The sequence below is a fragment of the Capnocytophaga sp. oral taxon 878 genome (assembly GCF_002999135.1).
GTDB lineage: Bacteria > Bacteroidota > Bacteroidia > Flavobacteriales > Flavobacteriaceae > Capnocytophaga.
In genome coordinates this window covers 1386609-1405104 of the sequence record NZ_CP027229.1, presented here as the reverse complement: position 1 = coordinate 1405104, position 18496 = coordinate 1386609, and the positions used below count along the sequence as shown (strand labels likewise).

Annotated in this window: 5 protein-coding genes; all 5 read left to right on the top strand. The window is 37.5% G+C overall.

Going from position 1 to position 18496, the window contains the following annotated elements:
- Positions 1–75: 75 nt before the first annotated feature.
- The 5 genes from C4H12_RS06495 (at position 76) to C4H12_RS06475 (ending at position 18170) form a co-directional block, all read left to right on the top strand.
- The gene (locus tag C4H12_RS06495) at positions 76–3183 is read left to right on the top strand and encodes a glycoside hydrolase family 2 TIM barrel-domain containing protein (protein ID WP_106098189.1); all 3108 of its coding nucleotides are present in this window, start codon (positions 76–78) and stop codon (positions 3181–3183) included.
- A gap of 623 nt (positions 3184–3806) precedes the next feature.
- Complete coding sequence (locus tag C4H12_RS06490) at positions 3807–4721, top strand: type IX secretion system membrane protein PorP/SprF (protein WP_106098188.1); 915 nt, start codon at positions 3807–3809, stop codon at positions 4719–4721.
- A 79-nt stretch (positions 4722–4800) separates the two neighbouring features.
- A complete protein-coding gene (locus C4H12_RS06485) occupies positions 4801–6753 on the top strand; it encodes an OmpA family protein (RefSeq protein ID WP_106098187.1) in 1953 nt (650 codons plus the stop codon).
- Between the two features lie 82 nt (positions 6754–6835).
- Positions 6836–8809 (top strand): OmpA family protein, encoded by a 1974-nt coding sequence (locus C4H12_RS06480; RefSeq protein WP_106098186.1) that lies wholly within the window; start codon positions 6836–6838, stop codon positions 8807–8809.
- A 472-nt stretch (positions 8810–9281) separates the two neighbouring features.
- On the top strand, positions 9282–18170 hold the full coding sequence (locus C4H12_RS06475; RefSeq protein WP_106098185.1) for a gliding motility-associated C-terminal domain-containing protein: 8889 nt from the start codon (positions 9282–9284) through the stop codon (positions 18168–18170).
- Positions 18171–18496: the final 326 nt, after the last annotated feature.

Below are 18496 nucleotides of genomic sequence, written 5' to 3'. Positions count from 1 at the left end.
CACTGATTTGATACTGACAAATTTGTGTAATCCGTGAATGTGTATAAAAAGTGTTAATTGTCAATTATTTATCTTATGAAGAAATACTTTTTAATTATTACATCACTTTTGGCGGGCTCGGTACTGAAAGCCCAGCAGTTGGATAGTATTTTTGAGAATCCGGCACTGCAAGAGATTAACCGACTGCCAATGCGTGCATCATACTTTCCTTATGAAAGTGTACAGAAGGCACAAGAGGCAAATGCTGATAAATCGGCACGTTTTGTGAGCCTTAATGGGTTGTGGTCTTTTTTGTGGAAGGAAGACTATCGTGAACTTCCTACTGATTTTTACAAAACAGATTTCAAAGAAGACCAGTGGAAGAAAATACCTGTGCCAGCTAACTGGGAGGTTGAAGGTTATGGTGTTCCTATTTATGTGAACGCTTCATACGAGTTCAACCAAAAGAACCCTACACCACCTGATATTCCTGATGATATGAAACAGAATGGAGGGTTGTATCGCAAAACGTTTACTTTGCCAGCTACATGGCAAGACGAAAAAGTGTTTTTGCACTTAGGAGCGGTGAAATCGGCTTTTAAGCTGTATGTAAACGGTAAGTTTGTAGGGGTAGGAAAGGATAGCAAATTGGCATCGGAATTTGATATTACTCCTTATGTAGTAGCGGGTAAAAACCTAATAGCTATGGAAGTACGCCGTTGGACGGATGCTAGTTATTTGGAGTGCCAAGATATGTGGCGATTTTCGGGTATTTCGCGTGATTGCTACTTATATATGCGTCCTAAAATTCATTTTTATGACTTAAGTATACAATCGGGTTTGGATAAGAGTTATAGCAATGGAAAGCTGTCCGTTCAGGCAGAAGTGTGGAATAGCAGTATTATAGATGCTTCTAAATATAAGGTAGAGCTTAGCTTGTATGATAATACTGAGTTGATTTATCAGCAGAAAAAAGAAACAGCAGGGCTTAAGAAGGCTTTTGGAAAGACCGAATTACAGTTTGTTGCTGAATTGCCACAAATAAAACAGTGGAGTGCTGAAACTCCTTACTTATATCGCTTACAGATGGTGCTATACGATGCTAAAGGCGAGGTAAAAGAAGTAGTAAACAGACAAGTAGGCTTTAGAAGTATAGAGATAGATGGGGCTAATATATTGGTAAACGGCAAGAGAGTACTTTTTAAGGGAGTAAACCGTCATGAAACAGACCCTTATACAGGACAAGTAGTGAGCCGAGAAACTATGGAGGATGATGTGAAGCAATTAAAGGCTTTGAACTTTAATGCCGTGCGTACTTCACATTACCCTAATGACCCTTATTTTTATGATCTTTGTGATAAATATGGTGTGTATGTAATGGATGAGGCTAATGTGGAGAGCCATGGCATGCATTATGAACTTGAAAGAACACTTGGTAATGACCCTGTATGGGAATACGCTCACCTAATACGTATGGAACGAATGGTGAAACGGGATAAGAACCACCCTTCGATACTTTTTTGGAGTTTAGGTAATGAGTCGGGGAATGGATGGAACTTTTATAAAGGTTATCAGCATGTGAAAGGTTTAGACCCTTCACGTCCTATTCATTATGAGTTGGCTCATTACGATTGGAATACGGATATAGAATCACGTATGTACAGGCATATTCCTTTTCTTACAGAGTATGCCCTTAGCAAACATACTAAGCCTTTCTTACAATGTGAGTATGCACACGCTATGGGTAATAGTGTAGGAAACTTTCAAGAATATTGGGATGTGTATGAAACTTATCCTAAACTACAAGGTGGTTTTATTTGGGATTTTATAGATCAGGGTATTTATAAAACTCTTCCTAATGGCAAGAAAATATTGACTTATGGTGGTGATTATGGCGATAAAGATACTCCTAGTGATAATAACTTCCTAATCAATGGGGTAATAGCGAGTGACCGCACTTGGCATCCTCATGCTTATGAGGTGCGCAAGGTGCAGCAAGAAATAGCTTTTCAGTATGTTAATAACCAATTGAAATTACGCAATAAGCACTTTTTTAAAGATCTTTCAAACTATGAAGTGAGCTGGAAGTTGCTTAAGGAAGGTGTAGCTGTGCAAACGGGTAATATTGCTAACTTGGTAGTGTTGCCACAAGCAGAAGCTACTTTTGCATTGCCTGCTCTTAAAACAGATGATAAGGCTGAATATGTGTTACAATGTACAGCAAGCTTAAAACAAGATGAGGGATTGCTTAAGAAAGGTACACAGCTGGCTTTTGCTGAGTTCTTGCTAACGGCGTATCAGGCTCCAAAAACTACTGCTGATGCAACAGTTATAGAAGTAGAAGATACTGATGATTATGTGTTATTACGTAATAAGAACTATACCGCTAAAATTGATAAACAAACAGGTAAATGGGTGTCGTTCAATGTGAAAAAAGAAGAACTTTTCGCCCCAGAAGGTTTAGAAGTAAACTTATGGAGACCTGGTACTGATAATGATTTTGGCGCGGGATTACCTAAAAGACTAGAGAACTTGCAGAATGCTGATAGCCAAGCAACAAGAGTGCGTGTAGAAGTAGAGAAACTTATTACAGGTGAGGTGAAAGTAAGTTTGCATAAACAGCTTGTAGATGGTACTATTGATTATACTCAAGAATTGGTATTTGAGGGTAAACCAGTAGTAACCGTAACTAATAAGTTCACCCCATTGAAAGAGGGTAATAATCTTACTTTTAAAATAGGTAATCACCTTACTCTTAAATCTTTTGACCGCATACAGTGGTATGGTAGAGGTCCGTGGGAAAGTTATTGGGACAGGAAGACTTCATCACTTGTAGGTTTGTATGAGGGTAGCATTCAGCAGCAGTTTTATCCTTATGTACGTCCGCAGGAAACGGGTAATAAAGCGGATGTGCGTTGGGCAAAACTAAGCAAGAAAAGAGGTGTATCACTTACTGTACAAAGTACAGGTACGCTACTGAATGTGAATGCTTTACCTTATAGTCCTGCACAGTTGTACCCTGGTGTGAAAAAGGGACAAACTCACGCGGGAGAGCTTACAGCGGATAAATATACCCATTTAGATATTGACTTACAACAATTAGGATTGGGGGGTGATAATAGCTGGGGTAGCTTACCAATGCCGCAGTACTTATTGTATTTGTATAAGCCTTATAGCTATAGCTATAGACTAGAAGCTAATTAGGTTGTTTTAGATTTTTCGATTTTAGAGATTGGGTCTTGGGTTTTAGAAATTGCTGTCTAAAACCTAAGACCCAATCTTTATTTTTTTTGGGAAATATTTTGACATAAAATAGTGAATGCTTGGAGTGTTGTGTAAAGAGGAGCTGAAAAAATGATGGCTTCTGTTTAGGGGGCTCTTTTGCATTTGAGAGGGTTGGAAATTAGTGAGATAATGCTTTTTCTTTGTGTAGTGCTGAGCTGTGTGGAATTACTAACTATCCTTCGTTTATAGTTCGTTTATCCTTCGTTATTCGTTCGTTCAACCTATAAGATGGTTTTAGGATAGTTGTAATGGAGAGGGAAGGTTTTCAGTAGAGAAGTAAAAATAAGGGGTAAGAAAGGATTAGGTTTTTGTTTTCAGAAGGAAGAGTTTAAGGTAGTGAAGCAGGCTGGAAATATCGGTTCTTTTTTAAGAGTTTTGGGCTGTTTTTACAACTTAAAGGCGACTTCTCACAACTGTAAAAAAAATACCTTTAATATTGGTTATTCAAAAAAAAGTTGTACTTTTGCCCCCGATTTATTGCTTGTAAAATAAGCTTATATAACTAAAAATCAATCGCTAATATAATAAAAATACATTCTGTTATGATTAAAAGAGCATTATTATCAATTATTACTACTCTGTTTTGTACAGTGTTATTTGCGCAACAAGAGTCGCAATATACACAATATATGTACAATACAATGTTGTTTAACCCAGCTTATACGGGCTCACGTGAGGTAGGTAGCCTTTTTGGTACTTTCCGTACTCAGTGGGTGGGTATAAAGGGAGCGCCTACTAATGGTAGTGTGAGTTACCACCAGCCTATGCAATCGTTGCGTAATGTAGGTTTAGGGGGGTCTATTTTTCGTGAAAGTATAGGTCCACAATCACAAACTGAATTAGCTGTGGATGTATCGTACACTATCAATTTTGAAAACTCTAAATTGGCTTTTGGATTGCAAGGATCTGGTAGTATATTCCAAATAGATTATGATGAACTACGCAAGCAGGATGCTACTGATGTGAGTTTGATAGGTAAAGAAAGTGTATTCTCTCCTAACTTAGGTGCAGGGGTTTACTGGTACACCAATAAATATTACTTAGGTTTTTCGGTGCCTAACATGTTGGAGACAAGTCATTATAAAAACAATTCGGTATCAGTGCTTAAAAATAGTCAGCACTTGTATTTAATAGGAGGTTATGTTTTTGACTTGAATGATAATGTGAAGTTTAAGCCAGCGGTGTTATCAAAAGTAGCATTTGGAGCTCCTTTGCAAGTAGATGCTTCTTTGAACTTTATGTTCAATGAGAAGTTTGTGTTGGGAGCGGCTTATCGCTGGTCGGCAGCGGTGAGTGTAATGGCAGGCTTTCAGATAAACGATCGTTGGTTTGCTGGTTATGGTTATGACTATGAAACCACTGAGTTATCAAAATACAACTCGGGTTCGCACGAGATATTCTTGCGTTATGAATTGGTGAAGACTTACAAGAAGATTGTTTCACCACGTTTCTTTTAATGTATCAATTTGTTAATAAAAGAATCTCTTTTTAAAATAGGAGAGGGGAAACTGAATAGAATTAAGGAAAAAGAAAACAATGAAAATATTAACTTTAAGTGTAGCTTTGTTAATGGGAACCTCATTTCTTTCGGCTCAGAATGAGCGTGAGCTAGAAAAGGCAAATGAGATGTACAAAAACTTTGCTTACATTGACGCTATTAAGATTTATGAGCGTATTGCCCAGAAAGGGTATGTAAACCAAGAGATGCTGGAGAGCTTGGGGAATGCTTATTATTATAATGCAGAATATAAAAAAGCACAGCCTTGGTATGAAAAGCTTTTTGAGGAAGGAAAGTACAATATAAAGCCTGAGTACTACTATCGCTACTCACAAGTGCTGAAATCGGTAGGAGATTACACACAAGCTGATAAGATGATGGCTAAGTTTGTAGAGCTTACCAATGCAAAGGATACCCGTGCGGCTTTGTATGAAGAGAATAAGGATTATCAGGAGGTTATAAAGAACAACTCGGGACGTTTTGAGCTTAATAACGCTTCGATAAATACTGAAAATTCGGAATATGGGACGGCTTTTTATGGTGATAAAAAAATAGTTTTTGCTGCTGCTACGAATGCTAAGAAAGCGCGTCGTGGAGTTTCGCAATGGACTGGAGAGAGTTTTTATGATCTTTATGAAGCTGAGCACAATCAGCAGAAATTGACTAATCGTAAGCCATTTTCTTCAACTATTAACACTCAGTTTAATGAATCAACGCCTGTATTCACTAAGGATGGTAATACAATGTACTTCACGCGTAATAATTATGTGAATAGGAGGTTGGGTACTGATGTTGAGAATACTATTTTGCTGAAGATACTTTGTGCAACCAAAGATAAAAATGGTAATTGGGGCAATGTAGTGGAAGTACCTTTTAATAGTGACCAATACAATGTGGCACACCCTGCATTGAGCCCAGATGAAAAGTATTTATATTTTGCATCGGATATGCCAGGAACTTTTGGTAATTCGGATATTTTTCGTGTAGAGATATTGGGGAATAACCAATATGGTACTCCTGAAAATTTGGGTAATGTTATTAATACAGCAGGGCGCGAGTCATTCCCATTCTTTTCAAAAGAAAATGTTTTGTATTACTCATCAGACGGGATACCAGGTTTGGGAGGTTTGGATATTTTTGCTGTAAAATTTAGTACTGATGGTACAGCTTCTAAACCTATAAATATAGGCATGCCTGGTAATAGTGCTGATGATGACTTCTGTTTTGTGTTTGATAGTGATAGTAAAATAGGTTTTCTTAGCTCTAACCGCGCAGGTGGTAAAGGTAAAGATGATATTTATAGCTTTCACGAAGATAAACCCTTATACTTTTCTTGTGAGAAAAATCTTAAAGGAGTAGTGAAAGATGCTAAAACAAAACAGATTATTACTGATGCTAAGGTAGTACTTTCAAATAAAATAATGAAGGAAGTAGGTAACCAAAAGAGTAAAGCTGATGGTACTTTTGCTTTTGAGAAAGTGAATTGTAATGATGCTTATTACTATTTACGAGGTGAAAAACAGAGGTATGAAACTGCTGAAGTGAATGTATCGGTAGAGAAGGATGGCGATGTGTACTATGAACTATTGCTGAACCCACGACAAGTGGCTATTCAAAAAGGGGTAGACCTAGCTAAAGTATTTGAAATAAAAGAAATTAAGTTTGATTACGACAAAGCTAATATACGCCCTGATGCAGCTGTAGAACTTACTAAGATTGTAGAAGTAATGCGTGAATATCCTAAGATGAAGATTGATATTCGCTCACATACTGATAGTCGTGGAGCTGATGCTTATAACCTTAAACTATCTGACCGCAGGGCAAAATCGACTTTAGAATGGATAGTAAAACAGGGTATCAGCCGTAGTAGATTAAAAGCTAAAGGTTATGGTGAGAAGCAACTAGTTAATAGATGTTCTAATGGAGTACCTTGTACAGAAGAAGAGCATCAAGCTAACCGCCGTAGTGAGTTTATTGTAATCTCAATGTAAAAAATATTTGTTCCCCCTTTCCAAAAGAGAGGGGACAATCTGTAAATAGAATTTCTATTTCCTAATTTCTAAGTAAAGCACAATGAAAAAACTTTTTTTAGCAATTTTTATCTTATTATTGCAAGTTACTTTTGCACAGAATGAAAAAGAAGCCTTGCAGAAAGCAGCTAGCTACTACAAAAACTTGAATTATGTAGAAGCTATAAATGCATACGAAAGCATAGCCCGTAAAGGTGTAGAACCACAAGAACTTTTAGAAAACTTGGGGAATGCTTATTACTATAATGCTGATTATACTTTGGCTAATAAGTGGTATGCTAAACTTTTTAATGGTAAAGATGCTAAAGGTAAGCCTTTCAATATAAAACCTGAGTATTATTATCGATATGCACAAACCCTAAAGACAACAGGGGATTATGATACTTCGGATAAAATAATGAATCAGTTTGTGACACTTGCTGATAAGAATGATGTACGTGCACAATTATTTCTTAAGAACCGTGATTATCAGGCCGAAATTAAACGCAATTCGGGTAGGATGGAGTTGACTCTGTTAAAGATTAACACACGAAAATCGGAATATGGCACAGCTTTTTATGGTGATAATATAGTGTATGCTACTACAAAAAGTGGTTTTTTGAAACGTCGTTCGGAATGGACAGGAGATAACTTCTATACTCTTTATGAGGCTAATACTGATAGTTTGCAAGCTTCGCGAAAGGCTAAGCTAAATGGGATTAACACTAAATTTAATGAATCGACAGCAGCTTTTACCAAGGATGGGAATACAATGTATTTCACCCGTAATAACTTCATTAATAATGAAGTGAAGACCAATGGTGACCATACAGTATTGCTTAAAATTTTTAAAGCTACTAAAGATAAGCACGGTAAATGGGGTGACGTACAAGAAATGCCTTTCAATAGCAATATTCATAGTGTGGCTCACCCTGCACTGAGTCCTGATGGGAAATATATTTATTTTACATCAGATATGAAGGGTACTTTTGGGGCTTCGGATATTTACCGAGCACCTATCTTAAAAAGTGGAGGCTATGGTAAACCTGAAAACTTAGGAGATAAGATAAACACTCCTGGACGAGAGTCTTTCCCTTTTATTTCAGATGATAATATATTATATTACTCTTCTGACGGTTTTCCTGGTTTGGGAGGCTTGGATATATTTGCTGTTAAACTGAATGAAAAGGGAGATCCTATTACCAAACCTATTAATATAGGAAGACCTGCAAATAGTGCTGAAGATGATTTTTGTTATGTGATTAATAGTCAGACCCGTATAGGTTATCTTACATCTAATAGACCTGAAGGACGTGGTAGTGATGATATTTATAGTTTTTATGAACATACGCCTTTGCGCTTTACCTGTAGTTATAAACTTAGTGGAGTAGTACGTGATGCGACTACCAATGAATTATTACCGCAAGCTAAAGTTACTCTTTTTACACATAATAATACTCTTATAGAAGAGACTACGGCTGACATTAATGGTAATTTTACTTTTAATTACACTGCAGATTGTGGTGATTTGCAACTACTTTTAAAGGCTGAAAAAGATAATTATAGTGCTAACCAACAATCTTTAGCCTTAAATAGCAGTAAGGATACTAATGCTGAGATAAAGCTAAGCCCTATTCCTATGAATAAGAAGGTAGAGGTTGTTATAGGGAACGATCTGTCTAAGGTGTTACAGATAGATAATATTTATTTTGATTACGATAAAGCTAATATCAGGAAAGATGCTGCTGAACAGCTAGCAAAGATAGTAGCTATAATGAAAGAACACCCTACAATGAAAGTAGATGTACGATTGCATACAGATAGTAGAGGATCGGATAAGTATAATTTAGCTCTTTCACAAAGGCGAGCCAAATCGACAGTGAAATGGATAATTTCGCATGGTATTAAGAAAAACCGTATCACAGGTAAAGGATATGGAGAGACTCAGCTGGTGAATGATTGTGGTAACGATGTGCCTTGTACAGAGGAACAACACCAAGCAAACCGTAGGAGTGAGTTTATTATCATATCGATGTAAGAGTTTTGTATATTTTGTGCTCTTAATAAAGAGCTAGTTAGGAATAAAGATAACAAAGACTTTGCTAAAGTTTTAGGACTTTAGTAGAGTCTTTTTTTATTAGTTTCAGGTGGAGGATAGAAGAGTTATAGAATCTTTAGCAGGAAAAGTGTTTTTTTGTTTTTTAGATGTTGTAGACTTATTGTAACTTTAGTTAAGTTTTTTATCACATTATGTATTTTTATACTTGTAGAAGTGTAAGGGTTAATTGTGTTACTTGGTTACACTTGGAAGGTTGCGTTGTGTAATGTAATCGAGTGTGTTGATTATCAGCGGTATGTATGGTTAAACGGCGTTAATTTTCTGTTAATCTTTTACACTGTTTTTGGTGGATAAATAAAAAGTTACTACTTTTGTACCCTAAAATAATAGAGTGTGGAGTATGCCACGGATTATTAAAAATAGATTGATGATAAGAAAATTAAGAACAAAAATGAAAAAAATAGCTGTTATTAACTTAATGATTGTACTTTTTTTGCTCTCATTTGGGTATGTAGAAGCTCAAACCTGTGCTACAATGCCTGAACCTGTGATCTATACAAGGATTAGTGGAGATAATAATAGGGTAGAGGAGTATGCTGACGTTAGAGGCGTTAGGGTAACTCGTATATTAGAAGTACGAGGGCATCATGGAGATAAGATTATGTATTCTGATGAGGATTCGACTCCAATGGAGACCTATTGTGGTAAAAATCGTAAAACAACTTTTGGAGGTAAGAAATATCCTTTTATGGATTCTAACAAGGTAAATAAGATTACCTATAAGTTTAGTAAGCCAGTTAATGATGTAGAGATTTTCTTTGCTGCTTTTGGGTTCAATGGTACACGAGAAACTTGGAAGCAACATACACCTCATAAAGATGTTGTAAAGATTACTGTAAATAATGGAGATATAAACTTAGCTTTACGTTCTACTTGTGAAACAGGAGCAGTTACGATTTCTGGTAATGAAGTGTCATCTGAGAATGAAAAAACTACAGATGCTAAAGTAGGGATTTCTTCTTCATCTCCTTTTACAGAGCTTACTTTAGAGTTTTTGGAGCCTTCTGGACAAACAGGAGGATATGGTTTTTTTGTGGAAATTTGTTTGGCTTCTATTGCTACACCTATTGCTGGTAGCACTTGTTCTCCGCCCTCTATAGGAGATCCATTTAGTAGCTTTCCTACTCAAACAGTTTCTTTAGCAGGAATGACTATTACTCGAAGAGCAGATATAGGTATTAATAAAACAACTTCTTTTTCTGGGGCTCATTGTGGATCAAATATTACTTATCCAAGTAAAGATCCTTTGCTAAAAGATAGTAAGAAAATAGTTTATGAGTTTAGCACTCCTATTAAAAGTGCTGAGATTTTCTTACTTGCTTTTGGTGATAATATGCAGATAAATACTTTTGATAAAGCTAAATTTGAGGTAAATGGGGGAGGTAATATAACTCTTACTAAAAGTTATGACTGTAATCCTATAGCGTCTACTATTAATGGTAATATAGTAGGGAGTATCAATAATAGAAAACTTACTACTGATGTAGGAATAAAAGTGACTTCTACTAAACCTTTTAGTAAAATTACACTTACTGATATGGGGAGTACAGGCAACGGATACTTAGTAGCTCTTTGTCCTACTTCTGTTACTAAAGCTGCTGAAAATGATGTTTTTACAATAGATATGCAACCTGCAGCTAATAATGTATGTGCAGGTACAACTCCCTCTTATACAGCTAAAGCTACTGCAAATTTTAGTGGAGGTACTTTTAAATATGAATTGCAAGCTAAGAAAACTGGAGGTACTTGGCAGACTATTGCAATAGAAGATAATAAAATTAGTGGGAGTACAGTTTCTTTTAATGAGGCAGAATTAGCAAATCTAGCTTATAATCAAGCTAATATACGAATTAAATATATATATAAGAATTTAACTGAGTTTTCTTCAGAAATTGTACGCTATTCTAATGAAGCTACTCTAACTATAAATGATGTTGAAGTTACTCAAGTAACAGCTACTCCTTTGGTGTTTAAGCAAGGAGATAATACAGCTGTAAGTTTTGTGATAGAAGGAACACCAGGTGCACAAGTAACTTTTAAGGTTGGGAATGAAGCAGAGCAAACCCAAACGCTTGATGTTGCAGGCAAATATAATGTACCATCTAGAACTGTAAACCAAACTTTAGAACTCTCTGTAAGTAAAGTCAAAAAAGGTACTTGTCAAAAAACTTATACTGATAAAAAAGGAAGAGCAGAAGCTACTACAGCAGCTTGTGTTGCTAAGCCTGCTCCCCAGTTTTCTACAGCTTCTCCCAATGGAGCAACAGCGGTAATGGGTAATGTTGTAGTAACTCGTACTTATTCAGAGCCTTCAAAATCTAATTTGGTATATGGAAATACAGACCCATTAACTTATTGTAGTGGTTCTACTTATCATAATTATACTATTATACATTCTACTAACGTAACCTTTAGTAAAGAGGTAATATATACTTTTAGTAAGCCTGTTAATAGTGCAGAAGTGTGGTTAATGGTGATGGGTAGCCCTGCAGGTCAATATGATGAAGTAAGTATTACTACTAATAATGGAACGCCTACTTTTACTAAAGTATATGATTGTATACAAAGTAAAGGAGGAATGCCTGCTTCTTTGACAGGAAATATAGTAAAATCTAATCCTAGGATTGGTTCTGCTGATAATATTAATGACGTAGCAATAAGGGTGACTTCTGCTACTCCTTTTACTGAGTTGAGAGTAAAAGATATAGGTACAGTTTCTTCAGGAGTATTAGTAGAACTTTGTCCTAGTTCTATTAATCCTGCTGAGACTATTAGCATTACAACACAACCACAAAACCAAACTATTTGTGATAATGCAACTGCTATTTTTACTTCTAAAGCTCAATTAAAAGATGCTACAGGTAATATTAATTATAAATGGCAACAAAGTAGCAATGGAACAACTTGGACGGATATACCTTCTTTTGCAGGGACTATTCCAAGTGGAGGAACAACAACTTTAACAATTGCTGGAACAACTAACTATAAATACAGAGTAGAGTATAGTTATCAGTTTGCAGCAGGTATCGTTGTAACTGCTACTTCACAAGAAGCGACACTTACTAAATTGCCTTCTGTGGCTTTACCTACTCTTACAGGCAATCGAACTCTTTGTCCAACAGCAACTAACAATAATGTGTTGTTTGCTGACTATGTAACTGCACCTACTGGTACTACCTTGCTTTGGTATGCTACCTCTACTGCTACTGTTTCAAGTACTACAGCACCTAGTATTAATACTAATGTAGCTACTCGTACTACTAAAACAGCTTATGTACGAGCTCTTAGCTCTACAGGTTGTACTAGTGGACTTGTAACAGTAACCTTAACAGTAAATGACACTACAGTTCCTACTTTCAATGCTCCAGCTGCTCTGAATATAGTATGCAACTCGGCTACTGCTACTACAGCTATCAATAACTGGCTTAATACAGCTACTGCTACCGATGCTTGTGGAGCAATAGCAACTATAACAAATGATTATATAGTACCTGCTAATCTTTGCAATGTATCTGGTGGAGTTATTACCGTTACCTTCGTAGCAAAAGATACCTTTGGCAATGTACTTACTAAAACATCAACTATTAAGTTAGGTGTTACTTCTCTTACTGTAGTAAGTGATACATTCACAGTAGGTAATGGACTTACGGCAACTACCACAGGAAGTGTGTTGAATAATGACCGTTTGAACGGTAATGTACCAACCGCAGGACCTAGTGGAACTGTGAGTATTACCAATATTACACCAGCTACTCCAGTAAGGACAGGAGCAAAAGTACCAGAATTGAATCCTAACGATGGTAAGGTAACCATTCCAGCAGGTACCCCAGCAGGTACTTATACGATTACTTATAAAGAGTGTGAGTCACTTAATCCAAGTAGTAACTGTAGAACAGCTACCGCAGTGATTAAGGTAGGAGTACCAACGATTACGGTAACACCAGACCCAATTACAGCCGCTCCAAGTACATCAACTCAAACCACGCCGAGTATCTTAAATAATGATAAGATAGGCAGCACGGTAACCCCAACGGTAGGAGTAGGCGGAAATGTAACATTGACAGTTACTAACCCAAGTGGACCAGGTAATAAACCGACCCTTGCTCCTAATACAGGAAAAGTAACTATTCCAGCGAATACCCCAGCAGGCAGTTATACTATTACTTACAGTTACTGTGAAGTATTGAACCCAACCAACTGTACAGGAACTCAAACGTTGGTAGTAACAGTAGGAGCAGTAACTCTTACAGTAGATAATGATATCTTTAATATACCAGATGGTTTGACAACACAAACTACAACTAGTGTATTGACTAATGACCGTTTGAATGGTAATGTACCGACAGCAGGAGTAGGAGGCACAGTAACTATTACCAATGTAGTACCAGCTACTCCAGTAAGGACAGGAGCAAAAGTACCAGAATTGAATCCTAACGATGGTAAGGTAACCATTCCAGCAGGTACCCCAGCAGGTACTTATACTATCACTTATAAAGAGTGTGAGTCACTTAATCCAAGTAGTAATTGTAGAACAGCTACTGCAGTGATTAAGGTAGGAGTACCAACGATTACGGTAACACCAGACCCAATTACAGCCGCTCCAAGTACATCAACTCAAACCACGCCGAGTATCTTAAATAATGATAAGATAGGCAGCACTGTAACCCCAACGGTAGGAGTAGGCGGAAATGTAACATTGACAGTTACTAACCCAAGTGGACCAGGTAATAAACCGACCCTTGATCCAAATACAGGAAAAGTAACTATTCCAGCTAATACCCCAGCAGGAAGCTATACTATTACTTACAGTTACTGTGAAGTATTGAACCCAACTAACTGTACAGGAACTCAAACGTTGGTAGTAACAGTAGGAGCAGTAACTCTTACAGTAGATAATGATATCTTTAATATACCAGATGGATTGACAACACAAACCACAACTAGTGTATTGGCTAATGATCGTTTGAATGGTAATGTACCGACAGCAGGAGTAGGAGGCACAGTAACTATTACCAATGTAGTACCAGCTACTCCAGTAAGGACAGGAGCAAAAGTACCAGAATTGAATCCTAACGATGGTAAGGTAACCATTCCAGCAGGTACCCCAGCAGGTACTTATACTATCACTTATAAAGAGTGTGAGTCACTTAATCCAAGTAGTAATTGTAGAACAGCTACTGCAGTGATTAAGGTAGGAGTACCAACGATTACGGTAACACCAGACCCAATTACAGCCGCTCCAAGTACATCAACTCAAACCACGCCAAGTATCTTAAATAATGATAAGATAGGCAGCACGGTAACCCCAACGGTAGGAGTAGGCGGAAATGTAACATTGACAGTTACTAACCCAACAGGAACAACAGTACCTACGTTAGATAAGGATACAGGTAAGGTAACAATTCCAGCTAATACCCCAGCAGGCAGTTATACTATTACTTACAGTTACTGTGAGGTATTGAATCCAACTAATTGTACAGGAACTCAAACCTTGGTAGTAACAGTAGGAGCAGTAACTCTTACAGTAGATAATGATACCTTCAATATACCAGATGGATTGACAACACAAACCACAACTAGTGTATTGACTAATGATCGTTTGAATGGTAATGTACCGACAGCGGGAGTAGGAGGCACAGTAACCATTACCAATGTAGTACCAGCTACTCCAGTAAGGACAGGAGCAAAAGTACCAGAATTGAATCCTAACGATGGTAAGGTAACTATCCCAGCTAATACTCCAGCAGGTACTTATACTATCACTTATAAAGAGTGTGAGTCACTTAATCCAAGTAGTAACTGTAGAACAGCTACCGCAGTGATTAAGGTAGGAGTACCAACGATTACGGTAACACCAGACCCAATTACAGCCGCTCCAAGTACATCAACTCAAACCACGCCAAGTATCTTAAATAATGATAAGATAGGCAGTACGGTAACCCCAACGGTAGGAGTAGGAGGTAATGTAACATTGACAGTTACTAACCCAAGTGGACCAGGTAATAAACCGACCCTTGCTCCTAATACAGGAAAAGTAACTATTCCAGCTAATACCCCAGCAGGAAGCTATACTATTACTTACAGTTACTGTGAGGTATTGAACCCAACTAACTGTACAGGAACTCAAACGTTGGTAGTAACAGTAGGAGCAGTAACTCTTACAGTAGATAATGATACCTTCAATATACCAGATGGATTGACAACACAAACTACAACTAGTGTATTGACTAATGATCGTTTGAATGGTAATGTACCGACAGCGGGAGTAGGAGGCACAGTAACTATTACCAATGTAGTACCAGCTACTCCAGTAAGGACAGGAGCAAAAGTGCCAGAATTGAATCCTAACGATGGTAAGGTAACCATTCCAGCAGGTACCCCAGCAGGTACTTATAGTATCACTTATAAAGAGTGTGAGTCACTTAATCCAAGTAGTAACTGTAGAACAGCTACCGCAGTGATTAAGGTAGGAATACCAACGATTACGGTAACGCCAGACCCAATTACAGCCGCTCCAAGTACATCAACTCAAACCACGCCGAGTATCTTAAATAATGATAAGATAGGCAGCACTGTAACCCCAACGGTAGGAGTAGGCGGAAATGTAACATTGACAGTTACTAACCCAAGTGGACCAGGTAATAAACCGACCCTTGATCCAAATACAGGAAAAGTAACTATTCCAGCTAATACCCCAGCAGGCAGTTATACTATTACTTACAGTTACTGTGAAGTATTGAACCCAACCAACTGTACAGGAACTCAAACGTTGGTAGTAACAGTAGGAGCAGTAACTCTTACAGTAGATAATGATATCTTTAATATACCAGATGGTTTGACAACACAAACTACAACTAGTGTATTGACTAATGACCGTTTGAATGGTAATGTACCGACAGCAGGAGTAGGAGGCACAGTAACTATTACCAATGTAGTACCAGCTACTCCAGTAAGGACAGGAGCAAAAGTACCAGAATTGAATCCTAACGATGGTAAGGTAACCATTCCAGCAGGTACCCCAGCAGGTACTTATACGATTACTTATAAAGAGTGTGAGTCACTTAATCCAAGTAGTAACTGTAGAACAGCTACCGCAGTGATTAAGGTAGGAGTACCAACGATTACGGTAACACCAGACCCAATTACAGCCGCTCCAAGTACATCAACTCAAACCACGCCAAGTATCTTAAATAATGATAAGATAGGCAGCACGGTAACCCCAACGGTAGGAGTAGGCGGAAATGTAACATTGACAGTTACTAACCCAACAGGAACAACAGTACCTACGTTAGATAAGGATACAGGTAAGGTAACAATTCCAGCTAATACCCCAGCAGGCAGTTATACTATTACTTACAGTTACTGTGAGGTATTGAATCCAACTAATTGTACAGGAACTCAAACCTTGGTAGTAACAGTAGGAGCAGTAACTCTTACAGTAGATAATGATACCTTCAATATACCAGATGGATTGACAACACAAACCACAACTAGTGTATTGACTAATGATCGTTTGAATGGTAATGTACCGACAGCGGGAGTAGGAGGCACAGTAACCATTACCAATGTAGTACCAGCTACTCCAGTAAGGACAGGAGCAAAAGTACCAGAATTGAATCCTAACGATGGTAAGGTAACTATCCCAGCTAATACTCCAGCAGGTACTTATACTATCACTTATAAAGAGTGTGAGTCACTTAATCCAAGTAGTAACTGTAGAACAGCTACCGCAGTGATTAAGGTAGGAGTACCAACGATTACGGTAACACCAGACCCAATTACAGCCGCTCCAAGTACATCAACTCAAACCACGCCAAGTATCTTAAATAATGATAAGATAGGCAGTACGGTAACCCCAACGGTAGGAGTAGGAGGTAATGTAACATTGACAGTTACTAACCCAAGTGGACCAGGTAATAAACCGACCCTTGCTCCTAATACAGGAAAAGTAACTATTCCAGCTAATACCCCAGCAGGAAGCTATACTATTACTTACAGTTACTGTGAGGTATTGAACCCAACTAACTGTACAGGAACTCAAACGTTGGTAGTAACAGTAGGAGCAGTAACTCTTACAGTAGATAATGATACCTTCAATATACCAGATGGATTGACAACACAAACTACAACTAGTGTATTGACTAATGATCGTTTGAATGGTAATGTACCGACAGCGGGAGTAGGAGGCACAGTAACTATTACCAATGTAGTACCAGCTACTCCAGTAAGGACAGGAGCAAAAGTGCCAGAATTGAATCCTAACGATGGTAAGGTAACCATTCCAGCAGGTACCCCAGCAGGTACTTATAGTATCACTTATAAAGAGTGTGAGTCACTTAATCCAAGTAGTAACTGTAGAACAGCTACCGCAGTGATTAAGGTAGGAATACCAACGATTACGGTAACGCCAGACCCAATTACAGCCGCTCCAAGTACATCAACTCAAACCACGCCGAGTATCTTAAATAATGATAAGATAGGCAGCACTGTAACCCCAACGGTAGGAGTAGGCGGAAATGTAACATTGACAGTTACTAACCCAACAGGAACAACAGTACCTACGTTAGATAAGGATACAGGTAAGATAACAATTCCAGCTAATACCCCAGCAGGGAACTATACTATTACTTATAGTTACTGTGAGATATTGAATCCAACTAATTGTACAGGAACTCAAACCTTGGTAGTAACAGTCTCAGGAACCTTTACTCCAACATTGCCAATAGCAGTAACCGATAGTGCTACAACAGCAATGAATACACCGATAACTATTGTTGTCTTAGCAAATGATACACTTAATGGAGCTACTACTCCTAATGTGGTAACCCCTCCAGCTAATGGTAATGTAGTTGTTAATGCTGATAATACAGTAGAATATCGACCTAATACAGGATTTGTAGGTACAGATACCTTTGAGTATGAAATTTGTAATACTAGCGGTTGTGCAACAACCACTGTAACAGTACAAGTAGTTAAGGAAATGATTATCTACAATGGTATATCGCTTAGTGGAAGTCCAGCTAACAATCATTTCCATATAGCAGGAATTGAAAGCTATCCTAACAATATTGTACGTATTTACAACCGTTGGGGTGTTGAAGTTTTCAAAGTAGAAGGTTATAATAATGTAACCAAAGTGTTTAAAGGTATTTCTGATGGACGTGTTACCATAGAAGCCTCTGATAAACTTCCTCAAGGTACTTATTATTATGTCATTGAATACTATGACGAAACTAATAATAAGCAAACCAAAACAGGTTGGTTATACCTTAAAAAATAGTCTTTCAACTTATTAATAAAGAGGCTACCCAGTTGCAACTGGGTAGCCTCTTTTATTTTTATAACCCTGCCAAAATTTAATTTTTAGCTATACCTATTTTGGTAAATGTGATAAACCTATCACAACTAACTATTTAACAAAGGATAAATAGAATTCTATTATATCTTCATAACAGAAAAAAACTATTGGACATATTTTGCTGCTTAACCAAAGAATAAGTATTAAAACGATGAGAACTTAATATAGTGTCTAGTAAAAATCAAAAAAGCATAAAAAATACTGCTTAATTCCTGAAACTACAAGGATAAGTAGTACTTTTTAATATC